The organism is Ruegeria sp. R8_1 (genome assembly GCF_017743815.1).
GTDB lineage: Bacteria > Pseudomonadota > Alphaproteobacteria > Rhodobacterales > Rhodobacteraceae > Ruegeria > Ruegeria lacuscaerulensis_A.
In genome coordinates, this window is record NZ_JAGHRL010000002.1 from 109,378 (window position 1) to 132,416 (window position 23,039).

A 23,039-nucleotide genomic window follows, 5' to 3' on the forward strand; every position below is an offset into this window, starting at 1 on the left:
CTCAATTGGAAGAAGGATCAAGAGTTGTTTTGCACCACGACTACGCCATTTGCGATACAGGATGTGACTGAGATGCTTGCCAGACCTTTGGCGCAAGTCGAGACTGCTTGGAGTATTCTACAGCCCTATTTCGGAACTCAATTGACTTTTGGTTTCGGTAGGCTTGTACCAGCGCCTAATTTTTTCGACGTTGTTGCCATGGGAGTCGTTATAGACCTGATAAAAAAGCCCTGCGACGTGAACGAGGTGGTTCAAATCTCGATTTGCACAGCCGAAGAGGTTGCGGTTTTCGTAGACGGTGAGGGGCTTCCGGGGATTTTTGATGAGGCGTTTAAACGTGAAATCACAAATCACCTGATTGCTTCTCTTTACACTCCGGCAACAGCCGGCCAATTCCAGCTGCTTCTTGGAAGGAAAGATGATGTTGTCGCAACCGCGTTAGATGTCCTAGAGAATGTAAGCAAAATCCTTGGCGGCGGTCGCGCTAACCAACCTGCCACACGCAATGCAACTCAGAGACTTGCAGATAAAATTGCCTGAAGTCAGTATTCCCTAAGCCAAACGTGCACAATCTGGCTTTGGACCGCAAGTCTACTGAGACTAGGTTCAGGATTCATAGCCAATAGAAGACGAGAGCTGCGAGGGCGATTACTGAGAGGAAGACCTTCGGGACCTGTCGTAACGGGTTGCCACACGACGCCAATCCTTGAGCCTGCCAAACATGATCTCGATCCGGTTGCGGCGCTTATCGTACTTCACCGTTGTCTTGCGCTGCATCCGACCGGGGATACATGCGCGTATCCCTTTGTCTTGTAACGTTTCTCGGAACCAATCGGCATCGTATCCGCGATCTCCAAGTAGCCAATCGACATTCGGTATGCCGCTGAACCGAGCCCGAGCACCGATATAGTCGCTGACCTGTCCTGCGGTTATAAACAGGTTCAGCGGGCGTCCCTGACTGTCGCAGATGGGCGTGCAGTTTGGTGTTCATGCCGCCCTTGGTTCGACCAATCAGGCGTCCACGCCCCCCTTTTTGTCGCCCATGCTGGTCGCTGTCCGGTGAGCCCTCAGATAGGTCGCGTCGATCATCACAGTCTTCTGTTCGCCGTGCTCGGCGGCCAGGCCAGCCATCATTCGCGCGAAGATGCCCTTGTCGCTCCACCGTTTCCATCGATTGTACAGCATCTTGTGCGGTCCAGAGACAGCAGGGGCATCCCGCCACCGCAAACTATTTCGATTGATGAAGATAATCCCGCTCAACACACGCCTGTCATCGACGCGCGGCTTGCCGTGGGGCTTCGGGAAGAAGGGCTCCAGACGCGCCATTTGCGCATCCGTTGGCCAGAAGAGATCAGACATGTTCGCCGCTCGTTTTTGAACCGTGAATCACGCCGCAAAACGGAAATTAATGGGTCCTGACCCTAGATGAGTACCCTTGGCTGTTCCGTGTTTTCTTGAATTAAGTTCCTCACGATGGCCTTCTCTGCTTCAGTTACCGTTGCTTCCTCTAAGAAAACTTCGAAAGCTGTTTGTAAGCCACACAAAGTGTTCTTTGAACCCTCTGCTTTTGCGTAGTCAACCATTTCACTAATTGCTTCGACAAACCAATGTCCGGTGCTCATGAAATCCCTCTCCAAATCACTTTTTTGTCACTGTCGAGGGATTTGGGTTAATGCCGGGTTAATCCTGTTTTGTTTTCTTGGTTTCTGGAGCTCAAATCATATAATTTGCTTTCAGTGTGGTCCAAAATATACGTGCTGATAACTTGACGCATAGCCTGTGCAGTCAGGAAACAACCCTCATCTTCCAGCCTTAGCTCCGTGTCGTTGGCATACTCCAAAAATTCTCTGTCCATACCGTTATTCCCTTGCACACCATTTCACCCAAGTTCGAGCAACTTCCTTAACAAACGGTAAATTGTTTAAATTATGGAGATGAACCTATGCTACACCGAGTTTTGAGGCACAACATGTGCGGAAATCTTAGGGATAGCCTCGTCGAACGTGAGCTCTGTTTCCAGTTTGGATTCAATGATGCGTGGGAAACAAAAGGAGTTTTTGGGAACACACCGAGCTTGTAAGCCCACCTGAGACACTTTGGCTAACGAAGAAATGCTTTTCTGTCGCCGGATCGACACCTCTCTTAACGTAGTCGCTGTTCGTCTTCCCTCGTCTTCAGCAACTCAACTAATTCTCCATTGGCTTTGCTTCTCCGCAGCCACTAGATCAGTCGCAGCAGTTTCAGCGACGGCGGGCTTAAGGTTAGCGAGGACGGCCCATTCCGGACCTTGACTGAGTCGCTTGCTGCTGCGGTGCAGCTCTCACGCAGCAAACGTTCAATTTATTCGGTCCATAAAACGGTCTCCGCATAAAACGGTCTCCGCATAAAACTGGGACCAAGCAAACCAAAAGGCCTGATGGCTCAAACGTACTTCGCCGTTTGATCCGATGGCCCTTACGCCCCCTGCAAATAGTTCCAATCTCACATCTTCAAACGCGACGTCTTGCCCTGCAACCAATGCAGCCATGGCTGTTGCACGGGGAAAGGCGACTGGAGTTCCGTTGGCCGTGATTGTGCCGATGATGTCTTCGTGCACAGGCAGCCGAGGATCGACGTCCCCTATCGGGAATATTGGGCCATTCGCGTCGCGTGTTTCGCGCATGACCTGCCCCCCGCTGGTCCCTCGCTCATGACGAGAGTCTGCGGGTTTGATTTTGGTAGTCGTCGGTTTCGGGTTTGGCAAGCGCGGCAGGCGCGGAGCCCTCAAATAGCTCAAGCGCCTGCCGCGCTTGCTTTGGCGTTCTGTTCCCCAGCGAAGAGTGCGGCCTGACGTTGTTGTAATCGTAGCGCCACAGCGCCAGCTTGCGGCGGGCATCGTCCAGGGTGTCGAACAACTCTTCATTGAGAAGCTCGTCCCGCAGGCTGCCGTTGAATGACTCGATAAAGGCATTCTGCTGCGGTTTTCCTGGGTCGATGTAATGCCAATCCACGCCGTTCCTATCGGCCCATCTCAGGATTGCCCGGCTGGTGAATTCCGTGCCGTTATCACTGACAATGCAAGCAGGTTTTCCGTAGATCCGGACGAGCGCGTCCAACTCCCGGGCAACGCGCTCACCTGAAATGCTGGTGTCTGCCGCCAGGCACAGGTTTTCCCGGCAGCAGTCGTCATTCACGGCCAGGATGCGAAACTTCCGCGACGCGCCGAAGCTGTCTGCCAGGAAATCCAGGGACCAGCGCTGGTTGGGCTGTGTGGCTTCGGGCATCGGCGTTCTCGAGCCTCGGGCGCGTTTGCGGCCCCGCCGCCGTTTCACTGCAAGGCCCTCCTCCCGGTAGAGGCGGTATAGCTTTTTGTGGTTCATGATCATGCCTTTTCGCTCAAGCAGCACGCCGATCCGCCGGTAGCCGAACCGGTGGCGTTTGCCAGCGATCTCCTTCATCTCCTAGCGGATCTCAGGATGGTCGGGCGGGCGTTCGCGCCGGACCGTCTTGGGGTCGACACCGACAAGCCGGCAGGCCCTGCGCTGCGAGATGTCATGATCCCGCATTGCATTGAGCGCTGCCTCTCGCCGCTCTTTCGGTGTCGTCAGCTTTTTCCCAGCAGGTCTTTCAAAACCACGTTGTCGAGCATCGTGTCTGCCAGCAGCCGCTTCAGCTTGGCATTCTCATCTTCCAGCGCCTTCAGCCGCGCAGCCTCCGATACCTCCATGCCGCCATACTTGGACTTCAGCTTGCAAAAGGTCGCCGGGCTCAGGCCGTGCCGACGGCACACCTCCGCTGTCGGCATCCCGGCTTCTTGCTCTTTGATCATCCCGATGATTTGCGCCTCGGTGAAACGGCTCTTACGCATTCGTCTGCTCCTACATAGGTTGGGCAGACTCTACTTCATGGTGAGGGATTTTGCGGGGGGCAGGTCAGGGCGCGAATAGTCCCGAGCTTAATCTAAGGGCCTATCTCGATGAGATGTGGAGCGAAGACGAAACAACTACTGTTTCTTTGGGGACTGGAAAGGGTCTCGCCCGACGAGACGAAAAAATTGCGGAAGATCTTGAGGCCCAATTCAAGATGATTGCGGTCGCCTATGCCACTGGAGAATTGGATGAGATCGACCGCGTAGTTAACTATCTAGCGTTCATACGTCGCATGAAAAAGCAGGGTGTTTACGAAATTGGACAATGGAGCGATGAGGACCCAGATGGGTGACGATGTAACTAGAAGGTGGTTCACGTAACACCCGTTCCGCAATGTCCAATGGCTTTTGTCTGAGATCTTCCCTCCGAGCACTCAAAACCTGACATTTAGGCGGGACGCGGCGAAGGACTCGAAGGAGCCCACTTTGACCGATGCTGTGTGATGCCCCAATTTCAGCAATGCGCAGGAAGTGGACGTAGCAAACTCACGTTGGCCACGGCGGTGTAATATGTGCAATCGGCCTATTACCCACTTTCGACGACAGGTGATAAGCATGCGACATAGTATTTCAAAGTAGGAAGTATCCGCTGGTCATGCTTTGGGTGGCGGCCTTTGAACGTCGCTTTGGCACGCGCAAGCGCAGATTGGATTGGACCGTATGCCAGCCGCGAACGACCGCTTAGAAGTTTTGAACGCGATAAACTTCGGTTACATTCCAGAAAGCCCAGCATTGGTATTCAAAAGAAACTGGCGGAAAATTGGGCTGCTAGCCGCCCCAATGCCGCGAGCGTTTTCCCCAACTGCAGCGGCCTCAACGACCGGAGGAATCAAGCCGCGTTTGTCTTGGTTGACTAAGTAACGGCGAACCCTGGACACCAGTTCTTCCCGAACCTCAGGCGGGAACGCGCCATCGATAAAAATGGCCTCGAAGTCGATGACAGCACAGATTGAAAGAGCGGCCTTAGCTAATTCTTGCGCTGTGGTGCCAATCCACGGCTCGACATATCGAGAAATGCTGCTCCAATCTTGCGGCTTCTCCCATAGTATCCCCGGGTCGACACCCGCTTCGATCAATCGGTCCTCGAGCAAAAACAGCGACGCCGTGTCGATCAGTTGCTGGCTCTCACCCAATGGGCCCGTCGTGCGCATGGCGCCCAATGCACCGGCATTGCCTTGGTTGCCCTCGAACACGGTGCCGTTCAGCGCAACACCGCCCCCGATCATTGAGCCAATAAAGAAGTAGAAGTAGTCACGGTATTCTGCCCCACGCCCATACAGATGTTCTGCGTGACATGCGGCTGTTGCGTCGTTGACCACAAAAACCGGCAGATCGCTGAACTTGGCAACCTCGGAAAAGAAGTTCACGTTTCTCCAGGACCGGAATTTTTTTGCGGCAAGCCCAGACAGATCGTGCCATTTCCAAAGTTCGAATGGGGTCCCGATCCCGATCCCACAAACACGATCACGAAGCCTCTGAGCCTCGTGGGACAAAAGCGTGTCCAAACCAGTTTCCAAAAACCCGAAAATGACCTCTGGTAGCGGATAGTCATAAGCGGTGGAAAGCTGGCGGCGTGGTGTACCTGTAAAGTCGATCAAGAGCAGGTCGGCGCTACGCCGCCCGATCTTCATCCCAACCGACAAGATACCTTCCGGGTTCAATTCCATTGGGATCGAGGGCTTTCCAACTTTCCCGCGCAGTGGGGTTCCACGCTTAAGAATCGCATCCTTTTCAAGCTTGCGCAGAATAATTGATACAGTCTGAGGAGACAGGCCCGTCAATCGCGCGACGTCGGCGCCTGCGGTGGGGCCATGTCGTTGTAAAACTGTCAAAATCAGACGTTCGTTGTGATCGCGAACCCCGCTTTGACTTACCCCGCCGGTCAGTGTTCTGAGCGCCTCTTTCTCCATAATCCTGAACATAAACACCTTGTTTTCTTATGAAAAGACGTCTGGGTAAATTAATAAATAAACTTTATTTATTTATTGACAGGAAGGCTAGAATCACTTTTTCTTGAAAAAGACCTTCATTAGGGGATGAGGGCGAGCCTCGTTGGCGGGCCATGCGGGGCAACAACAATTTTCTGGGAGGACAACATGAAAAATCTATTCAAGATTGCCGCGTCTGCTACCGCACTTACAGTGGCTGCGGCGTCTGCTCACGCGGCTGGAGAAACCGTTTGCCTGATCACTAAGACAGATACCAATCCATTCTTTGTAAAGATGAAAGAAGGCGCAACGGCCAAAGCTGAAGAGCTTGGAATGACCCTTAAGGCGTTTGCAGGTAAGGTGGACGGCGACCATGAAACGCAGGTGCAAGCCATTGAAACCTGCATTCTCGACGGCGCAAAAGGCATCCTGCTTACTGCGTCGGACACAAGCTCGATTGTCCCTGCGGTTCAGCAGGCGCGGGATGCCGGTCTTTTGGTGATCGCGTTGGACACACCGCTAAGCCCGATTGACTCTGCCGATGCTACATTTGCCACGGACAACTACAAGGCAGGCCTGCTTATTGGACAGTGGGCGAAGGCCAAGATGGGCGATGCAGCCGCGGATGCAAAGATTGCAACGCTTGATCTGAACGTTAGCCAGCCCACCGTAGACGTCTTGCGCAATCAGGGTTTCCTCGACGGTTTCGGGGTGGAATTGGCAGATCCTAACGTCATCGGAGACGAAACCGACGCACGACTGGTTGGCAGTGACGTGACGGACGGCAACGAAGAAGGCGGGCGTCGCGCGATGGAGAACCTGCTGGCCAAGGACTCGTCCATCAACGTTGTACACACGATCAACGAACCGGCAGCAGCCGGTGCCTACGAGGCGCTTAAGTCCATTGGACGCGAAAATGATGTATTGATCGTCTCGGTCGATGGCGGCTGCCCCGGGGTCCAGAATGTGGAAGCTGGCGTTATCGGGGCCACCAGCCAACAATATCCGCTGTTGATGGCGTCACTTGGCGTTGAAGCCATCAAGAAATGGGCCGACGAAGGCGTGAAGCCGGAAAACACTCCTGGCAAGGACTTCTACGATACGGGCGTTGCTCTGATCACCGATCAGCCGGTTGATGGGGTGGAATCCATTTCAGTCGCAGAAGGTCTGGAGCTTTGCTGGGGCTAAGCAAAGACTTTATGGATGAGGCGCACCTGAGCGCCTCATCATTCCATTCACCATAAAACTGAAACTTCCTGTAAGCTGACCTCGTGGGACAACGCGATCCACGAAAAGGGGGAGAGATGTCCGAAGCAAACCAAGGCACCCAGGAATTCGAAACTGCGGCCAGTCGAACAGAAACTGTTGCAGAGTTCGAAGACCATCGGCGCGGCGTTCTGGGGAAGTTGCAGCATCTTCTCCACGTTAACCCATCTTTCGTGCCCCTGATCGTTCTGGTCGGTGCAATCCTGATCTTCGGGCTGCTTTTGGGCTCCAAGTTTTTCTCGCCCTTTGCGATGACCCTGATCCTGCAGCAGGTTCAGATTGTCGGCATTGTGGCGGCAGCACAGAGCCTTGTCATTCTGACCGCAGGCATCGACCTGAGCGTCGGTGCGATCATGGTGTTCTCGTCCGTGATCATGGGGCAGTTCACCTTTCGATATGGTATCCCCGTGCCCGTTGCAGTGTTTTGCGGCCTCGCCGTTGGCACCGCAATCGGAGCGATCAACGGCTGGCTTGTCAGTCGCGTTAAACTGCCCCCGTTCATCGTGACGCTGGGCATGTGGCAAATCGTTCTGGCCACCAATTTCTTGTATTCCGCAAACGAAACCATCCGCAGTCAGGATATTGAGGCCAACGCCCCCTTCCTGCAATTCTTTGGCACCAAGTTCAGCATCGGCGGCGCCACATTCACTGTTGGCGTGATGTTCATGCTAATCCTGATTTTCGTGCTTGCCTATGCGCTGAAACACACCGCCTGGGGCAGGCATGTCTACGCGGTCGGGGATGACCCCGAGGCCGCCGTGCTGTCCGGTGTCAACGTCCACAGAACCCTTATGTCCGTCTACATGCTGTCTGGTCTAATCTGCGCCTTCGCGGGTTGGGCTCTGATCGGGCGCATCGGATCTGTTTCGCCAACGTCCGGCCAATTGGCCAACATTGAAAGTATCACGGCGGTTGTGATCGGCGGCATCTCTCTGTTCGGTGGACGGGGCTCGATTCTGGGGTCGTTGTTCGGGGCACTGATCGTCGGTGTGTTCACTCTTGGGCTGAGGCTGTTGGGTGCAGATGCGCAGTGGACCTTCCTGCTCATCGGTCTTCTCATCATCGCAGCGGTCGCCGTTGACCAGTGGATCAGAAAGGTATCGGGCTAATGTCAGACGCAACTCCAGTCGTCCAAGGACGTGGGATCGTGAAGCGCTATGGCCACGTGACCGCCATCGATCACTCCGATTTTGAACTGCGGCAAGGAGAAATTCTGGCGGTGATCGGGGACAACGGCGCGGGCAAGTCTTCCATCGTAAAGGCAATCTGCGGCGCCACGATCCCGGATGAAGGCGAGATTCTGATTGAAGGAAAGAAGGTAAACTTTACCTCTCCAATCGACGCCCGGAATATGGGTATCGAAATCGTCTATCAGCAACTTGCCATGTCTCCTGCCCTGTCGATTGCGGACAACATGTTCATGGGGCGAGAGATCCGCAAACCGGGTTTCATGGGCAAGTACATGCGTCAGCTCGACCGCCCCGCCATGGAGAAGTTCGCACGGGACAAACTGACTGAGCTTGGCCTGATTACCGTCCAGTCGATCAATCAGGCGGTAGAGACACTGTCCGGTGGCCAGCGACAGGGCGTGGCCGTTGCGCGCGCAGCGGCCTTTGCGACCAAGTTCATCATCATGGACGAACCGACGGCTGCGTTGGGCGTGAAAGAGAGCCGCAAAGTACTTGAACTGATCCAAGATGTGCGGGCTCGCGGCATTCCGATCATCCTGATCAGTCACAACATGCCGCATGTCTTCGAGGTCGCTGACCGAATTCACGTGCACCGGCTGGGCAAAAGACTCTGCACGATTGACCCCAAGGATTACACGATGTCTGACGCTGTGGCCTTTATGACCGGAGCCAAGGAACCACCAAAAGAAGACGCCGCCTGATTGAGCAGGATGCAAGGCGCGTGTGCGACTTGATCACCTCCCGGAGGCAGGTTGGGGTTCGGACGATTGTCGCAATCGCCAGCCCCCCTGCATCAGGAAAATCGACACTGGCGGAAACCGTTGTGCAATTGCTGAACGCATAACAGAGCTCGACGGTTCCGTTGGCTACACTGGTGCCTTTGGATGGCTTCCATGTGGACAACCGTATACTTGAAGCGCGGAGTTGGTTGGCGAGAAAAGGCGCGTCAGAGAGCTTCGATGCAGTTGGATTTTGCACCGCAATCAAAGTGTTACAATCCGCGCATGACGAGTCTTTTCACCCCAATTTTGACCGTCAAATGGATCTAACCATTGCCAACGCGATTGCGGTTCATCCGGACACTCCTACCGTTGTTGTCGAGGCGAAAGACCTTTTGATGGATAGCGACCCGTGGAGAATGCTAGCGGATGTTTGTGTTGCGACGGTTTTTGTCAGCCCAAACATGGGTGAACTCGAAAAGCGGTTGCAACACCGTTGGATCAAGCCTGGATTTGATCCGAAAGCCGCCTTGCAACGCGCGAAAACGAACGATCTGCCCAACGTTGAACGTGTCATCCGTGATAGCCGGAAAGCCGATCTTACACTGAACCAGAATTACACCGAATTCGGGATGCGCTACGCATTCTGAATTTGCGCATTGGATTTGCCCATCCGTTAAAGCAGCACCTCTCAGCGGGTTCAGGTGCAACCAAAATCACTCCATTCACGATGAGGAAACCTCATGAAGTTCTTTGTGGGCACAGCAGAAGTAGACGAGATCAAAGACCTTACAGGCTTTGGATTAGTAGATGGTATCACCACCAACCCAAGCCTGATTGCCAAGTCCGATCGCAATTTCAAAGAAGTTGTCGCCGAAATTTGCACCCTGACAGATACACCCGTGTCGGCAGAAGTTGCAGCCCTGGACACTGCGGGAATGATTGCAGAGGGGCGGCATCTTGCAGCAATCGCCGACAACGTCGTTGTCAAACTGCTGCCGACACTTGATGGCCTCAGGGCCTGTGCTCATCAAAAAAGGAAGGGATCAGCACAAACGTCACACTCTGTTTCTCAGCCAATCAGGCACTCTAGGCGGCAAAAGCGGGTGCAACCTATATATCGCCTTTCATTGGCAGATTGGACGACATCAATCTGGATGGGGTCGACCTCATTAGAAGTATCCGGAGCATCTTCAACAATTATGACATTGAAACTGAAATCATTGCAGTATCCATCAGAAGCCCCAATCACATAACCGAGGCTGCTTTGGCCGGATCAGACATTGCCACGACACCCCCGTACGTCATCCGCAAACTAGTCGCACATCCGCTGACGGACGCTGGCATTGAACAGTTTCTTTTTGATTGGAAGTCTGCAGGGCAATCGATTCTATAATGGGCTTTCATTTTGATTGAAACGGGATGACCAGAGCCAGACCTTGAACGGCTGAGTAGCAAGGCCATGTTTTGGGACATAAAACTAAATGAGACGCTCCTTGATTTGACAAACTGGCCGAGTTTCGTGGAAAACTGACGAAACTCCTCTTCAATTGCGCATGAACACTGCGGCAACAGCAGACCGCTCCAACGTCCGCTTTGTTGAAGTGACTGGAGACTTTGGAGCGGTCGCAGCAACACGTCCGCTTCCCGCCCCGAGCGTTGGACTCAATCGTACGCTATTGGGCTGAAACTGGGCATCCAGAGGCCTAAGTGCAATCGGGGCTTTGTCCGCATTTCGGCGTTTGCAAAGCACGACGACGAAGCTCCGGTTTGGGCCGTCTGCTACCCTCCGGCGCAAGCTGGCCAATGGTGGAAAAGTCCGCGAGGCAGCCTTTTGTACTCGTCCCACTGAATGGCCGCCACTCAACCAGAGATCGCTTCACATAAAACCGCTTCAGCGATGTTCGCGGTTTGTTATGACGCTGCAATTCGTGCATTGGTTGCGAAATTCGGCCGATCAAGCTCTGTTTTGGCGAAGACTACGATGCGCAACACTGCTGTCTTAAGTGGTGACCGGTCAAACGTCAGCCTTGTAGTGAGCCAGAAACATGGCGACGAAATCGTCCAGTACATCTTTAGGCGTCGGGTTCTCGCCAAGGAAGAACTCCGGCCAGAAGAAGAAGTTTTTGACGAGTGCCAAAAGCTGGTTGGTCGCAAAAACCGGATCAGCTTTTCGGATTACACCTGCGTCCATGGCTTCGCTGATCAGCCTCGTTATTGGGTAGTCATGTGTCGCGGTTTCACTGAAGAATTGCCGGGACCGGTCAAGGTCACGGATCAATTCTGAGATAACCATCCGGTTTAATCCGATGGCGGTCTCATCTGTGATCACCCCAATGTAGCGCCACAAGGCTTCCTTCAACTGCTCGACGAAGTCGCGATCCGGATCATAGGGCACTGGCTCCATGCTCCGGTTCTGCTCCAGCATGATCTGTGAGATCGCCTCGAAAAGGGCCTCCTTGCTCTCGAAATGATTGTAGAGCGTGCGACTCGATACGTTGGCCTTTTTGGCAATTGCAGTGGTCTTTGCCCCCAGAAACCCCTGTTCTTTGAACTCATCGATGGCTGCATCGATGATATCTTTTCTTTTTTTATCAGTACGTTTCACGATTTTAGCCCCAAAAAGTAAAAAGATGTGTTTACAAACACCATCTCCCCACCATAAGTAAACACAACGATTTACTTTAGCAAGGCGCAAAGCTGTCTGACCCCGAAAGGACCAACACCATGACAACCCAAAATTTCACCGCGGGCAAAAACGAAGTCACCTTCAAATCCTTTGGCGTGGATCTGGCGGGCGATCTCTACCTGCCCGAAGGCTTTGATGAGACCAAGACCTACAAGGCCATCGTGGGGGCCAGCCCATTCCCGCAGGTCAAAGACCAGATCCCCGCAACCTATGGACCAGAAATGGCCGCACGCGGCTTTATCTATCTCGGCTTCGACTACCTCGGCATGGGCGATAGCCCTGCGCTGTCGGGCGAATTCAAGCAATCGCGCTACAATTTCCGCCTGATCGAAAACACGTGGGACGCGGTGTCCTACCTGGGCACGCTTCCATTCGTCGAAGAAATCTATGGCCTGGGCGTCTGTCAGGGCGGTCAGACAATCGCCTCGGCGGCGGTCACAGACCACCGCATCAAGAAAATCGCCATGGTGTCGGGCATGATGGCGTCGGACGCGTTCCAGTGGGCCAACCGCGATATGGTGAACCAGATGATCGCCGCCGCAAACGCGTCGATGCAGAAGCAATATGAAACCAGTGAACCGGACTACGTCGCGCCCTTCGGCCTGAACGACGATATGTCGCGCGAAGACTTCACATCGGCGGCCGCCTATCCGGAAATGGCTGGCGAGACCTATGACTACTATGGCCGCGATGGTGCCAAAGGGCCGGTTGCCGTGCCAAACTACACCAACATGCATATCGGTGATCAACCCATGCAGTCCTTGTTCTCGATTTGTGAAGCTTACGTTGACAAGATCGTACAGCCTTCGCTGACCATCTACGGCACAAACGCCTCTACCGCGATTTGCTCAACCGCTTTTGTCGCAAAACTGACCAACGACCATAAGGAGTTGGCCTTTGATGAATTCAGTCACGTAGACTTCTACTACAAGCCCGAGGCTGTGAAAGCGTCGACCGACGCAGTTGCCGAATTCTTTGGCAGATAAGTAGATGAGGCAGAAGTCATTCCGTGACCTCTGCTATTTTGATAGATCAAATGCGGGATCGCTTGACCGTAACACCTGTTTAGCGATGTTCGCGATTTGTTGTGTCGTAGCATTTCGGAAAGGAGATGTCTGCGCGCCTCTGAACCAGAAAACACGCGCAGACTATCAAGAAACCTGCCGGGCATCTGGCCCGGCGTGATGGGCTCCGACGGGTCCGCCGCCATCCCCATCGCCGCGCTTGATCCGCCCCACCGTGCGGCGTCTCCTGCGGTCCCCGCGCTTGATGGGTCCGGGTCCCCAAAATCAATTCCAATCAGCCGTGAGGGTTCAGGAAGTGAAGGCCTCGTTTTCTGTGATCTTTTCAAACGCGGGTAAGAACGCGTCATGGTGCAGCGAAAGGTAGCGTGTGATCTGCTCGCTGCGCATCAGTTTCGCGATGTACCCGCGTGTCAGGACCAGATCGAGATGATCCGCACCGTAGCTGTCTTCGACAAGGCGGACCTCGCGTTCCAGATTGGCAGACTCGCGCTCCATCAGCTCCAGCTGTTCGCGCGAAATGCCTTTGATCTTTTTCGGCGTTGCCGCTGATACCAACTGGCGCTCGGGTGTCGCGGCCAGAAGCGATCGGGCATAGTTGATCGTGAACTTGTTCATCGCAACCATCAGTTGCGCCGCTTCAATCTGGCGGATTGGCTTCATCTTTTTCAGAATCTGAAACCCGGTCAAAGCCACTTGTTTGTCTTTCAGCAGTTCCGCCGCCTCATCGCAGATACCATCCAGAAGTTGGCGTTTCTGCTTCAGGGTCTTGATGTTGACATTAAGCGCGCTCGCCAAACGGGCTTCCGGTACACCAAGAGAGAGGGCTCTCAGGATCATCTTGTGCTCTTGAATGGTCGCGAGACGAGAGATGCGTTTGTTGTAGGTGAAGGCTTCGTCGTCTGTGGAAACAAGACATCGCGTATGTGTCTGACCCTGGTCTTTCAAAACCTCAAGGCGTAGATGCCCATCAAGCAGAGTGTATTGACCAGCGTTGTATGGGTCGCGGGACACAACAATAGGTTCAACAAGGCCAATTTCATGAACTGATGCGGCGATCTGTTTGAATTTGATGCTGGACTTCTTTTGCGGCGTGAGCACATAGAGCGGCGCGATGTTCTCGAATGAGAGCGTCACCAGCTCCTGTTCAAAAGCAGCTACAACCGTCCGTTCTTTCCTGGTCACCGTCATGCGGACACCTCCTCGGATTGCGCCAACCGGTCTGCAACCTGCTTTGGCAGATTGGTTAGCCCTTCGGCGCGAAGCAAAGTAACGAAGTTTTCGTCAGTCATCAGGGTCTTGAGCGCTTCTGTCAGAAAGAGCAGCTCACTCCGCGTAGCACTTGCTTTTCTCAGCAATACCTTCTTTTTCTCGACATCGTTTTCATAAGTCTTGAGCAGGCTTTCGACCGACAGGCTTTTACGCGGTCGTTCGCCAGTGGGCGCGCGGCCCTTGCCATGCTTCTGGCGCGCCTCAACAAGACGCTTGGCCGCCAGGAGTCTGCCGCCGCGCAGAAGCTTTTTCTCATAAGCTTGCCTCAGCACACGTTGCACGCCGACGTCATCCGCGTCCGCAATGTCAACGGCAACACTGACCGGAATCTTACCGCTTTCCACTGCACGCAGAAGGCGGTGTTCGTGACTTTCCAGAAGTTTGATGACGCCGTGGACATACTTCTTGGACAGCTGGGTCTTGGCGGCGATTTCAGTTTCAGAGTACCCCCTTTCTTTGAGGCGCCCAATGTCTCTGAGCAAGTCCAGCGAATGGTGGTGCCTGCGCGCCAGGTTTTCCACCAGGCTCATAACAAGGCAATCTTCGCTGCTGGCATCTATGACGATCGCCGGTATTTCAGATTGGCCAAGAACCTTGAATGCCTCAAGACGGCCCTGGCCGCAGACCAATTCGTATGCTGGCTCACTTCCGTCCTCAGTCTCACGCGCAGCAACCGTTATGGGTCTTTTCAACCCAAGCTCCGCGATGTTCGCGGTAATCTCGTCGAAAACCTTTTTGTTCCTAAGCCTTGGGTTGACGACGGTAATTGCATCGACAGGAACAAGAACAGCGCGTCCGACCGGCGCATGGTCCATCACGCTGCCTCCAGTATTGGCGTACGTGCGGCCATGTCGAAGAAATGAGCCAGGTTATCGAAGCGGAATGCATCAAGGGACAAACCGTTGTTTTCCGCCAAGCGCAGCTTTGATTTGGTCATGTCAAAGGTAGGCAGCAAATAGTAGTCGAGCGGCGTTCTGTTTGACTGCCCCATCCTGACGACGATGGACATGTCGGGGAGCTGGCCGGTGTTCAAACGAATGTTCCAGCGATACGAACCTGCGCCTGTCTGAAGACAGCGCGCAATGACAATTGAAACGGTGAACTCGTCATTGATGATGAGGGTATCTGTATTGGGGTCACAGGCGACATCTCCGCCAACGGCTTCGACTCCTGCGATGATGTCCCGGATGATGTCGGAATGCAGGCTGCGCAATCGTCTGTTGATCTCAATGTACCGGTAATCTCTGTCAGGCTTGAAGCAGACGAGGCTGTAAGCGCGCAATAGGCTACCAAATCTGTTCTGATAGGCCCCGCTGGATGGGAGCTTTGGCGCTTCATTGATGACAAAGCCCGAGAGATACCCGTTTTTCTCCAGAACCTCCTTCAGCCGATCCAGCATTTCTTCGTCGGACAGCACATGGGAGCGGGCTGCAATGATTGCTCCGGCAGCGTCGAACAGATTGGCGTCAACGATTGCTTCAAAGGCACCAACAGCGCGAACCCAGTCTTCCGGATCGTTCCGGACATGGTGTTTCTTGAGTTTGAAGGAATTGCGGTTCCAGAGATTGTTCCCAATGTACTTTTCGTTGGTCAGAATTTGACGCACAACCGCTGGTGACCAGTCCCGATCCAGATCGGTTCGAATTCCGCGCTGGTTCAGGTCTGACGCTATCTCAGCTTCAGACCAACTGTCGTTCACAAACCTCAAGAAGATCTGGTTCACTATTGCGATTTCATCAGCGGGACCCGGAACAAGTGTTACCCGGTCGGTCTGAATACTCTTGTGTTCCCCTCGCGAAAGAAGGCCCTTGGTCCGTCCTGCTTCATCAATCAGCATCCGCCGTAACCCGAACCCGGCTGCGCCGCCTTGTCGATAGCCCAACTCGATCAGCCGCTGCTGCCCCGCAAAGACCTTTTGTGAAAGCTCACTACTATATTCGCCAGCCATAGCCCGCTTTAAACCTTTGACGACGGTGGACATTGGGCTGCCATCGTTTTCGAATTGTTCCGCGCAGTATTCGACCGAAATGCCCGCCCGTTTGCAGATATATTCGTAGTAGGCGCTTTCATCCGCGTCCTGGAAGCGCCCCCAACGGCTGACATCGTAAACGAGAACAGTTCCGAATTCGGTCTGGCCAGCTTCGATGTCGTCGATCAATTGCGATAGGCCTGCGCGGCCTTGAATTCTCAATCCGCTTTTGCCTGCATCAGAATAGGTTCGGATAATTCTGTAGCCGCGTTCATCGGCATAGCGCTGGATGGCGTCGGCCTGGTTTTCGGTCGAGTAGCGCTGATGCTCTGTCGACATGCGAACGTACTGTGCGGCGTTCCGGCGGTTTTCCCTATTTGTCTTGTTCTTCGGCCAACTCAATGCTGCGGCTCCCACCACTCAAATTTGCAAACCTGTACGGGAACACTGCGATTCCTTTCTCAATCCTAATGGGAGAGGTCCGGAAACATGTTTCATAAAAAGGGCAACACGTTTCATCGAAAGTGCGACGAGCGCGTTTCGGCGTCAGAATACAGGGAGGCGATTAGAGACGCTCTTTCTCAAGAACTGGGTGGGGCAGGGCGAGCTACAAAATCAACGATGCGGTGGACTGGAGCAAGTGAACGAACGGCTAAGAACTGGATATCTGGCTCATACGGACCAACAGGCGAAAACCTGATCGCATTGATGAAGCATTCAGACACAGTTTTCGCGGTTGTACTCGAATTGGCAGGACGGAGCGAAGCGATATCGATAGCACGGCTAAAGCTTGTCAGAGAAGAACTGGCCGGAATTTTGAGTGTTTTAGATACGATCTGTGCGGATGAGGGCGATCAAAAACCAGAATAGACTCTTTCGGGTGCTCCAACGTGATGGAAAGCCTTTGAGTCGCAAATGGCAAAACCCGTGCGGCCATAAAAAATCGAATGACTCAAAATCAATGATTTAGCTGTAGTTGAATGGCAAAACTATGTGTCGCCCGACAATCTTTGTCAGGCGACACATAGTTCTGCCACCAGCGACAGAACCTTTCCATTTTCGCCTCACATCCTTCATCCAGCACCTCACCCCGTGATGAGCTGGGTGCAAGACCCGACATTCGCTGCGTCGTGATGAGTGATCAAGTTGGGCTCTATTGAGACCTTAACCGACAGGGCGCGGTAAGGCATAGGGTAGCGCCAAGTCTGGCAACAATTCTTATTCGGGCACGCCCGCTTTTTGCAAACTAGCCAACCAGATCCGTCGGTTTTCGGGGTGGTTTTTTGATCCTGCGAATTGCCTGCGCATCGCTGAGATTGACAGTTTCGGGTTGATCTCAAGCGCATCGTTAACAGCTTCTTGAGCATCGTCTTGCCTGCCCATCTCGGCGAGAGTGGCCGCGCTCAACAGGTGATGAAACAGTCGCCAAGTATTGCTTGTTGCCACCGCGCCCAACTGCCGGGCTGCGTCCAGCGCTTCTTCGTAGCGTTCCAGATGAAACAAGATATGACCCTGGTAGAAGTACATGTTTTGCAACATCGGATCGCGCGGGCTTAACCGGATTGCCATCTCTATCTCGGGCAGGGCGCGGTCCTGCATGCGGAACCAGTCATAGGTATGTGCCAATTCCAGCCGTATTTGCGCATCATTGGGATTGAGCGCGACAGCGCGTTCGAGATTTGCGATGGCTGGATCGGCCTCTCCTGTAAAGCGGTAGATATAGCCAAGAGCCGCATGTGCCTGCGCGTCCTGATCGTCCAGTTCAATTGCTCTCTTGGCCGCCTCAGTAGCGGCAATCAACGTGTCCTGAGGAGTATCTGACCACTGAAAGAAGAATATCGTTCCCAGCGCGCGGGCCAACAGGCTGTGTGCTGCCGCGAATTCCGGATCCGCTGCGATGGCGGACTGTGCAAACGTCACCGCGTCTTGTTGAGCCTCTGGCGAAAACACTGCCTGCCGCGCCCGGCCGCGCAGATACAGATCCCATGCCCCCATGTCCTCGGTCGGTTTTTCCTGCGACCGTGCTTCGCCGGATTCATAAATCTCCGGCAATAGCTGGCCTGCGATCGCCCGGCTGATCTCGTCCTGAACGTCAAAGACATCCGTTACCTGACGATCAAAAACCTCGGCCCAGATGGTTTCGGCGCTGTCGACATCAATGAGTTCTCCGCTGATGCGCATCTGACCATCGGCGCGGCGGACGCTGCCGCGGACAACATAGCCAACCCCCAGGTCGCGTGCGATTTCAATCGGGGTTGCCTGATCCTTCGCGTAAGAGAACATCGTTGCGCTGGACACAACGAACAGTTCCCGGTTGCGCGACAAATGCGCGATCAGGTCGTCAGTTAGACCATCGACGAAATACTGACCCGTTCTTTCGTCCCCGATATTGTCGAACTGCACAACGGCCAAAGAGGGTTTTCCGGTGTCCGGCAATCGCTGCCGGTCGGCAAATATGGAGAGCGACAGCATGGCGATTGCCAAGGTCAACAGAACACCCGCAACTAGAAAGCCACGTTTGGGCGCCTGGGCAATACGCTCAGGCGAGTCGTCCGATGCAACCGGGGCCACAAATTGGAACCCGCGCTTTGGAAAGGTCTTGATGTAGTCTGAGCTTGCCGCAGTATCGCCCAAGGCTTTGCGCACGGACCGAATGCGCGTGTTCAGCGCGGCATCCGTGATCGCTGCGCCGCCCCAAATCTCGTCAATGATCTCTTGCTTGCTAACAATCCTGTCTCGGTTCCTGACGAGAAATTCCAACAATTGAAGGGCCTGAGGTTCCAGAGCAACCGGTTCGCCGCCGCGGTTCAATCCCTGTGTCGGATCAAGTTGGAACTCTAAGAAACGGTACATACTGAAACCTACACTCCGCCATGTCTTTGGCTCAACGAAGTTTGCGGATTGTCAGATGAATGTCAGAAAAAATCAGCATCCGATCAAGCCCGGCGCGTTCGCCGGGCGTAGCGTTTTCGGGGGCTCGCGCTCCGCAACGTTATCTGAAGCAAAAAGGAGACACGATATGGCACAACTAAAAACACTTTGCATGGCGGCCGCGATCGCTCTGACGGGAAGCATGGCATTCGCTGAAACGGATCTTGAGGCGGCATTGAATAACGGTGCCGAGCGCCTCAATGCCGATCAGATCGCAGAGCTTCTGATCGGAAATACTGTCACAGCCACGTCGGGAGAGAAGAGATTTCGCTTTTTCTATGACCCGAACAATGTCGTGAGCGGAGAGCTTACGAACGGTGGCTGGAATGGTGCAGGCGCATTTGCCATCACCGATACAGATAAGGTTTGCGTTTCCATGGCCGCCGACAAGGGGCGCTATCGCTGCATGACAGTGCTGCGTGTCGGGGACTCAGTCCAGAAGTTCAGCGCCGATGGAAAGAGAACTTTCGAGCTGCACAGCTTTGAACCGTCTACTGGTCTCTGAGTTTCGGTTTCAAACTGGTTCTAACTCTGGACCTCCCATTTTTCTGGCTAAGGTGAAATAGCAGGCGCGAACCCAGCGGCCCTGTTCTCCACGCGTGGTGAATGGTCGATTTTACGGGCTGCCTCGCAGCATCATTAGCCATGCCCGACGGCAGCAAAAGGCCGTCTCCAAAGACTTTGGGCGACATGCGCCAGTGGATGCGGCGTTGCCTCCTATGGCAAGCGTGAAGGAGAGTGCTGCAGTTCTTTGGATGGGAAGACTGTCGCGGACACTGCATTTTTCAGTGGATCATGTCTGAAACTGGGACCAGAGAATGCGGTGATCCGAGATATGATAGCGCATATAAGCATTAAAGATGGTCTGGCTCTCTCTTTGCCAAAGCTCCGAAAAAAGGGCACCATCAAAATCAAAGACCCCAGAGGCGACAAAATCATCTGACGTTCGACCTGGGAAGAAAGCGATCTGATCGTACTGCGCATCATTGGTGATCGTTGAACCTATGCGTGTCGAATGCTGAGGCACATGAAGGCCGCGTCTGGTCAAGGCGTCGAAGATAGGATCGCCGGGTTGCGACATTGGCATGTTCAAATCTCCGATGACCACGACATCCGTCGTATAGGCCAAAGCACTTTTGCCTGTCAGATCGGCCCACCGACCTAGCGCATAGGTTTCCAACGCCCGCCTATTCACATCGCCGGTCGAAGCGCTACCGAAAAACGAATGCGCATTGACGACTGTCAGGCGCAAGCCGCCTTGACGGAAGGCCACCGCAAAGGGGTTGCGATCAAAACCCCGGAATTTCCGGGTAATCCCAGGGAGTTTGATATGGCGATGATCCTTGGGCGGCACGGCCACCTCGCCTGCGAGTTCCTGTAGATCGACCTTTTCGCTATCGTAGAAAAAGGCCAAACGCTCCTGATTTCCCGCCTTGTCTGTGAAGATCAGTCGGTAAGACGATGGCAGGTTCGCCTGCACGCCTTTTAGGCCAACTAGGTCTTCTTTAGCCTCTTGGATCGCAATGAGATCAAACCACGAGATCATCTCCGCCATGATTTGATAATCATTGGGGTGCCGAGGCTGACGGGGGTCGCCGAGATTGGCAATGTTCCAGGACGCCAGCAGCAACCTGTTGGCCCGCTTGCGAGGGATATCACGACCCGGTTCCGAATCGCGGTACCGGCGCAGCGCACGGATTTCCCGTTCAGGAGTGTAGTTAAATGCAACCGGTGTCGGAAATGGGGGCATGGTATCCTTCAAAAAAATCTAAGCAGCTCTAATTGCGAGCAAGCTTAGGATGGGCCCGCGCTTGGATCAAATAGGATCAGCGTGGTTCATCTAGCAGTTCGCACAGATATCGGCGCGAAGTGCATCGAAGGCCGCAGGAGAGTTCGACAAGGTGAAACCACCTTCACCAATTCCGCGTTCAATCCCGGTAATCACTTCGCCAGCAGGCAATGCAAAGAAGGTGATGGAAAGCCCGGCATCAGCGGCCTGGATCATGATCAGGTCCTGGACATTCGGTCGGAGCCCAAAATTTCCGATCTTAAGACCACCGAACGATGCTTCTGGCGCATTGATCGCCGCCATTGCCGCTTCCAGATCGCGGTTCACCGTCGCGGCATAGATCGACGCGCCTCGATCCGGGTCGAAGAGGATGATCGGGCGACCGACAAGTGCCTGCACTTCTCGCCAATCGATCGCGTAAAGAAAGGCCCGTTCTGCCGCTGCTTGCGCCTCTGCCCCACCCGGTGCGTTCAGAACAAGGCTCAGATAGCCATTGTTGAGAGACACCGTGACCGAGGCCGACTTTGATGCGAGTAGGCCGGCGCCGTCCTCAACCTCCACCGTCACCGCGTGAGTACCAGGCATCACGAAGCGACAATTGACAATAGCGGGATCTTTTGCGGGCGTACAGCTTGCGGCAGGGTTCTCGCCAAAAGGCAAACCGTTTAGGCTCCAACGGAAGGTGATGCTATCTTGCTCGGGATCGCTTGAGCCGGCCGCGCTGAAATTGATTGGCTGATTGGCATCAGCTTCAAGCACACTTGGAACGAGGTCGGCCAACGGTGGCTCATTTTTCAAGGTGATCCAGGTTATCAAGGCCCCAAAGAGAGAACCTAAAATGGCGACGACCGCGCCAATGAATATCTGGCCCTTTGCCGTCTCTGCAAAACTACTCATGGCTTGAACTTTCAAATTTCGATGCGTTTGAAGAAATGTGTGTCTTAATTCCGATCATATGAAATCGTCCATGCAAAGCCAGTCACGTCAATACTGATAGGATTCCGGGCGCGTCGTACTGAAGTTGGATCGATTGGCAAAGTGCTTTCTCAGAGAGGCGGAAGCTCGGCGATCCTTCGTCAATGTCTGCCGTCGGAACCGCTGCACTGCGGCGAAGCCGGTGGTGACCAAAGCCCGGTTTGGGCCGCGAGCTTTCAATTCGAATTAATTTTGCCAGTCTATGTTGGCTTCGCAAACAAACTGTCCACCTAGCGAGCGGCCAGCGTTAGATTCGCTGGCCGTTCTACTGCGTTTAGCACTGAGGGTTCCAAGGTTGGGAAGCCAACCCTTACCCCGTTTGAGCGTGATTGCCGAAGTACATGAACTCTTTGTTCATACCCTTAACATCTGCCGCGTTCAGCGACAGGTTGGCGCTGTCCAACATCTTGTAGCTGGCCTGGGATTTCACCCACTCATCCGCGTCCTGCAAGGTGGTCAGGGTATAGCTGGTGGTCTCACTCAGATAATGTGTCGGAATGATAACCTTGGGGTTCAGGCGCGACACGATATCATCGCCCTGACCATAGCTGAGGATATGTTGCGATCCGTCTACCGGCAGCGTGAGGATGTCGATTTCCCCGATGGCATCCCAGAACTCCTGCGGTGGGTTGTGCCGGTTGTCGCCCCAGATCAGCGTTCGCAGCCCACCGGATTCGATCACATAGACCACCATGTCCATATGGCTGACGTTATTGGGCGGGCAGGCTTCAACGCCGAATTCGGCCAAGGCATTTGTCCAATTGTACCAGCCAGGTGCCTGGCACGCATGTTTGTCGGCAAACCCCGTGATCCTGATATCGGCAAATTCAAAGTTTCCGACCATCCGGTCCAGTACCATGGTTGAGACCGGGCGGTGGATGGCATCATGGTCAAAATGAGTGTGGGTGGACATGCAGATGTCCACTGGCACCTCGGGGAATTCGTTCTTGAACCACAGCCCCCAGGCACCGGACGGGTCATCGCGCCAGGGATCGAATAACACCGTCGCCCCGCCCGGCGAGGTGAATTTCAGTGCGCAGTGGCCGTAGAAGTCGATCCCCAGATCGCCGTCGACCGCAGTGCCAGTGGTTTTCTGCAGTTCGATGACACCATTGTTGTTGCCTGGCTGGGTCCAGTCCGTTGATTGCGCCTGAGCGGATGTGCTGGACAGAAAAGATGCGGCCCCACTCACCCCGGCTGCCCCGGCGGCCATAAAAAACGAACGTCGTGAAAGGCCCGGCGTCAGATCGTCTTTTTTGCCATTCACCAATGTTGGTTTCAGATTTAGGTCTTCTCGTTCCATTTTGTGTTTCCCTGTTGTTGCCCGGCACCCGGATGGGTGCCTTGGGCAAAAGGGTACCAACGGTATTCAGTCAGATGAG

At 54.1% G+C, this 23,039-nt stretch carries 19 protein-coding genes and 3 pseudogenes; 9 read left to right on the forward strand and 13 right to left on the reverse strand.

Features of this window, described 5'->3' with window-relative positions:
- The first annotated feature begins 72 nt into the window (after positions 1–72).
- Positions 73–540 carry a hypothetical protein gene (locus tag J7380_RS04625; protein ID WP_209194699.1) on the forward strand — a complete coding sequence of 156 codons (468 nt, stop codon included), beginning with the start codon at positions 73–75 and terminating at the stop codon, positions 538–540.
- A gap of 73 nt (positions 541–613) precedes the next feature.
- Here the strand turns inward: J7380_RS04625 and J7380_RS04630 are convergent.
- The 5 genes and pseudogenes from J7380_RS04630 to J7380_RS04650 all read right to left on the reverse strand — a co-directional run bounded on the left by J7380_RS04630 (position 614) and on the right by J7380_RS04650 (position 5,817).
- Positions 614–1,359, reverse strand: a pseudogene (locus J7380_RS04630) (IS5 family transposase).
- Between the two features lie 62 nt (positions 1,360–1,421).
- Complete coding sequence (locus J7380_RS04635; RefSeq protein WP_209194700.1) at positions 1,422–1,622, reverse strand: hypothetical protein; 201 nt, start codon at positions 1,620–1,622, stop codon at positions 1,422–1,424.
- Between the two features lie 713 nt (positions 1,623–2,335).
- Complete coding sequence (locus J7380_RS04640) at positions 2,336–2,662, reverse strand: hypothetical protein (RefSeq protein ID WP_209194701.1); 327 nt, start codon at positions 2,660–2,662, stop codon at positions 2,336–2,338.
- 25 nt (positions 2,663–2,687) lie between these two features.
- Positions 2,688–3,847, reverse strand: a pseudogene (locus tag J7380_RS04645) (IS3 family transposase).
- A gap of 770 nt (positions 3,848–4,617) precedes the next feature.
- Positions 4,618–5,817, reverse strand: a complete 1,200-nt coding sequence (locus J7380_RS04650; RefSeq protein ID WP_209195133.1) for an ROK family transcriptional regulator — start codon at positions 5,815–5,817, stop codon at positions 4,618–4,620.
- Between the two features lie 186 nt (positions 5,818–6,003).
- Here J7380_RS04650 and J7380_RS04655 point away from each other — a divergent pair, with 186 nt between their 5' ends.
- The 5 genes and pseudogenes from J7380_RS04655 to fsa all read left to right on the forward strand — a co-directional run bounded on the left by J7380_RS04655 (position 6,004) and on the right by fsa (position 10,406).
- A complete protein-coding gene (locus J7380_RS04655; RefSeq protein WP_171093906.1) occupies positions 6,004–7,023 on the forward strand; it encodes a sugar ABC transporter substrate-binding protein in 1,020 nt (339 codons plus the stop codon).
- A 116-nt stretch (positions 7,024–7,139) separates the two neighbouring features.
- Complete coding sequence (locus J7380_RS04660; RefSeq protein ID WP_209194702.1) at positions 7,140–8,210, forward strand: ABC transporter permease; 1,071 nt, start codon at positions 7,140–7,142, stop codon at positions 8,208–8,210.
- Positions 8,210–8,992 carry an ATP-binding cassette domain-containing protein gene (locus J7380_RS04665; RefSeq protein WP_209194703.1) on the forward strand — a complete coding sequence of 261 codons (783 nt, stop codon included), beginning with the start codon at positions 8,210–8,212 and terminating at the stop codon, positions 8,990–8,992. The genes J7380_RS04660 and J7380_RS04665 overlap by 1 nt, the downstream gene beginning before the upstream one ends.
- Before the next feature lie 338 nt (positions 8,993–9,330).
- Complete coding sequence (locus tag J7380_RS04670; protein ID WP_209194704.1) at positions 9,331–9,660, forward strand: hypothetical protein; 330 nt, start codon at positions 9,331–9,333, stop codon at positions 9,658–9,660.
- 93 nt (positions 9,661–9,753) lie between these two features.
- Positions 9,754–10,406, forward strand: a pseudogene (fsa, locus tag J7380_RS04675) (fructose-6-phosphate aldolase).
- A 621-nt stretch (positions 10,407–11,027) separates the two neighbouring features.
- On the opposite strand, the gene J7380_RS04680 reads toward fsa, so the two are convergent.
- Entirely contained in the window at positions 11,028–11,618 is a 591-nt protein-coding gene (locus tag J7380_RS04680; protein ID WP_209194705.1) for a TetR/AcrR family transcriptional regulator, read from the reverse strand.
- Between the two features lie 119 nt (positions 11,619–11,737).
- Here J7380_RS04680 and J7380_RS04685 point away from each other — a divergent pair, with 119 nt between their 5' ends.
- A complete protein-coding gene (locus J7380_RS04685; protein ID WP_209194706.1) occupies positions 11,738–12,685 on the forward strand; it encodes an alpha/beta hydrolase in 948 nt (315 codons plus the stop codon).
- A gap of 327 nt (positions 12,686–13,012) precedes the next feature.
- Here J7380_RS04685 and J7380_RS04690 read toward each other — a convergent pair whose 3' ends face one another.
- The 3 genes from J7380_RS04690 to J7380_RS04700 are packed head-to-tail and all read right to left on the reverse strand — an operon-like array spanning position 13,013 to position 16,364.
- Positions 13,013–13,912, reverse strand: coding sequence for a plasmid partitioning protein RepB C-terminal domain-containing protein (locus J7380_RS04690; RefSeq protein ID WP_209194707.1), 900 nt, complete (start codon positions 13,910–13,912; stop codon positions 13,013–13,015).
- A complete protein-coding gene (locus J7380_RS04695) occupies positions 13,909–14,808 on the reverse strand; it encodes a plasmid partitioning protein RepB C-terminal domain-containing protein (RefSeq protein ID WP_209194708.1) in 900 nt (299 codons plus the stop codon). The genes J7380_RS04690 and J7380_RS04695 overlap by 4 nt, the downstream gene beginning before the upstream one ends.
- Positions 14,808–16,364 carry a recombinase family protein gene (locus tag J7380_RS04700; protein WP_280635728.1) on the reverse strand — a complete coding sequence of 519 codons (1,557 nt, stop codon included), beginning with the start codon at positions 16,362–16,364 and terminating at the stop codon, positions 14,808–14,810. The genes J7380_RS04695 and J7380_RS04700 overlap by 1 nt, the downstream gene beginning before the upstream one ends.
- 87 nt (positions 16,365–16,451) lie before the next feature.
- Between J7380_RS04700 and J7380_RS04705 the strand changes: the two genes are divergently transcribed.
- Positions 16,452–16,832: a hypothetical protein gene (locus J7380_RS04705; protein ID WP_209194710.1), complete on the forward strand. Its 381-nt coding sequence runs from the start codon at positions 16,452–16,454 to the stop codon at positions 16,830–16,832.
- 348 nt (positions 16,833–17,180) lie between these two features.
- On the opposite strand, the gene J7380_RS04710 is transcribed toward J7380_RS04705, so the two are convergent.
- Positions 17,181–18,815 (reverse strand): winged helix-turn-helix domain-containing protein, encoded by a 1,635-nt coding sequence (locus J7380_RS04710; protein ID WP_209194711.1) that lies wholly within the window; start codon positions 18,813–18,815, stop codon positions 17,181–17,183.
- Positions 18,816–18,981: 166 nt separating this feature from the next.
- On the opposite strand from J7380_RS04710, the gene J7380_RS04715 reads away from it, so the two are divergent.
- Positions 18,982–19,398 (forward strand): hypothetical protein, encoded by a 417-nt coding sequence (locus tag J7380_RS04715; RefSeq protein ID WP_209194712.1) that lies wholly within the window; start codon positions 18,982–18,984, stop codon positions 19,396–19,398.
- A 288-nt stretch (positions 19,399–19,686) separates the two neighbouring features.
- On the opposite strand, the gene J7380_RS04720 is transcribed toward J7380_RS04715, so the two are convergent.
- From J7380_RS04720 to J7380_RS04730, 3 genes are all read right to left on the reverse strand, one after another.
- Positions 19,687–20,643: an endonuclease/exonuclease/phosphatase family protein gene (locus J7380_RS04720; protein WP_209194713.1), complete on the reverse strand. Its 957-nt coding sequence runs from the start codon at positions 20,641–20,643 to the stop codon at positions 19,687–19,689.
- Between the two features lie 90 nt (positions 20,644–20,733).
- The gene (locus J7380_RS04725; protein ID WP_209194714.1) at positions 20,734–21,579 is read right to left on the reverse strand and encodes a PKD domain-containing protein; all 846 of its coding nucleotides are present in this window, start codon (positions 21,577–21,579) and stop codon (positions 20,734–20,736) included.
- A gap of 388 nt (positions 21,580–21,967) precedes the next feature.
- On the reverse strand, positions 21,968–22,960 hold the full coding sequence (locus J7380_RS04730; protein WP_209194715.1) for an MBL fold metallo-hydrolase: 993 nt from the start codon (positions 22,958–22,960) through the stop codon (positions 21,968–21,970).
- Between the last annotated feature and the right edge of the window lie 79 nt (positions 22,961–23,039).

What these genes read in the sequence shown, in the direction of transcription:
- J7380_RS04660 (WP_209194702.1), top strand. Translation starts at nt 7,140, where the DNA reads ATGTCCGAAGCAAACCAAGGCACCCAGGAATTCGAAACTGCGGCCAGT.
- J7380_RS04695 (WP_209194708.1), bottom strand. Translation starts at nt 14,808, where the DNA reads ATGGACCATGCGCCGGTCGGACGCGCTGTTCTTGTTCCTGTCGATGCA.
- J7380_RS04715 (WP_209194712.1), top strand. Translation starts at nt 18,982, where the DNA reads ATGGCACAACTAAAAACACTTTGCATGGCGGCCGCGATCGCTCTGACG.
- J7380_RS04640 (WP_209194701.1), bottom strand. Translation starts at nt 2,662, where the DNA reads ATGCGCGAAACACGCGACGCGAATGGCCCAATATTCCCGATAGGGGAC.
- J7380_RS04650 (WP_209195133.1), bottom strand. Translation starts at nt 5,817, where the DNA reads ATGGAGAAAGAGGCGCTCAGAACACTGACCGGCGGGGTAAGTCAAAGC.
- J7380_RS04690 (WP_209194707.1), bottom strand. Translation starts at nt 13,912, where the DNA reads ATGACGGTGACCAGGAAAGAACGGACGGTTGTAGCTGCTTTTGAACAG.
- J7380_RS04665 (WP_209194703.1), top strand. Translation starts at nt 8,210, where the DNA reads ATGTCAGACGCAACTCCAGTCGTCCAAGGACGTGGGATCGTGAAGCGC.
- J7380_RS04705 (WP_209194710.1), top strand. Translation starts at nt 16,452, where the DNA reads ATGTTTCATAAAAAGGGCAACACGTTTCATCGAAAGTGCGACGAGCGC.
- J7380_RS04655 (WP_171093906.1), top strand. Translation starts at nt 6,004, where the DNA reads ATGAAAAATCTATTCAAGATTGCCGCGTCTGCTACCGCACTTACAGTG.
- J7380_RS04730 (WP_209194715.1), bottom strand. Translation starts at nt 22,960, where the DNA reads ATGGAACGAGAAGACCTAAATCTGAAACCAACATTGGTGAATGGCAAA.
- J7380_RS04720 (WP_209194713.1), bottom strand. Translation starts at nt 20,643, where the DNA reads ATGCCCCCATTTCCGACACCGGTTGCATTTAACTACACTCCTGAACGG.
- J7380_RS04725 (WP_209194714.1), bottom strand. Translation starts at nt 21,579, where the DNA reads ATGAGTAGTTTTGCAGAGACGGCAAAGGGCCAGATATTCATTGGCGCG.
- J7380_RS04710 (WP_209194711.1), bottom strand. Translation starts at nt 18,815, where the DNA reads ATGTACCGTTTCTTAGAGTTCCAACTTGATCCGACACAGGGATTGAAC.
- J7380_RS04625 (WP_209194699.1), top strand. Translation starts at nt 73, where the DNA reads ATGCTTGCCAGACCTTTGGCGCAAGTCGAGACTGCTTGGAGTATTCTA.
- J7380_RS04685 (WP_209194706.1), top strand. Translation starts at nt 11,738, where the DNA reads ATGACAACCCAAAATTTCACCGCGGGCAAAAACGAAGTCACCTTCAAA.
- J7380_RS04635 (WP_209194700.1), bottom strand. Translation starts at nt 1,622, where the DNA reads ATGAGCACCGGACATTGGTTTGTCGAAGCAATTAGTGAAATGGTTGAC.
- J7380_RS04670 (WP_209194704.1), top strand. Translation starts at nt 9,331, where the DNA reads ATGGATCTAACCATTGCCAACGCGATTGCGGTTCATCCGGACACTCCT.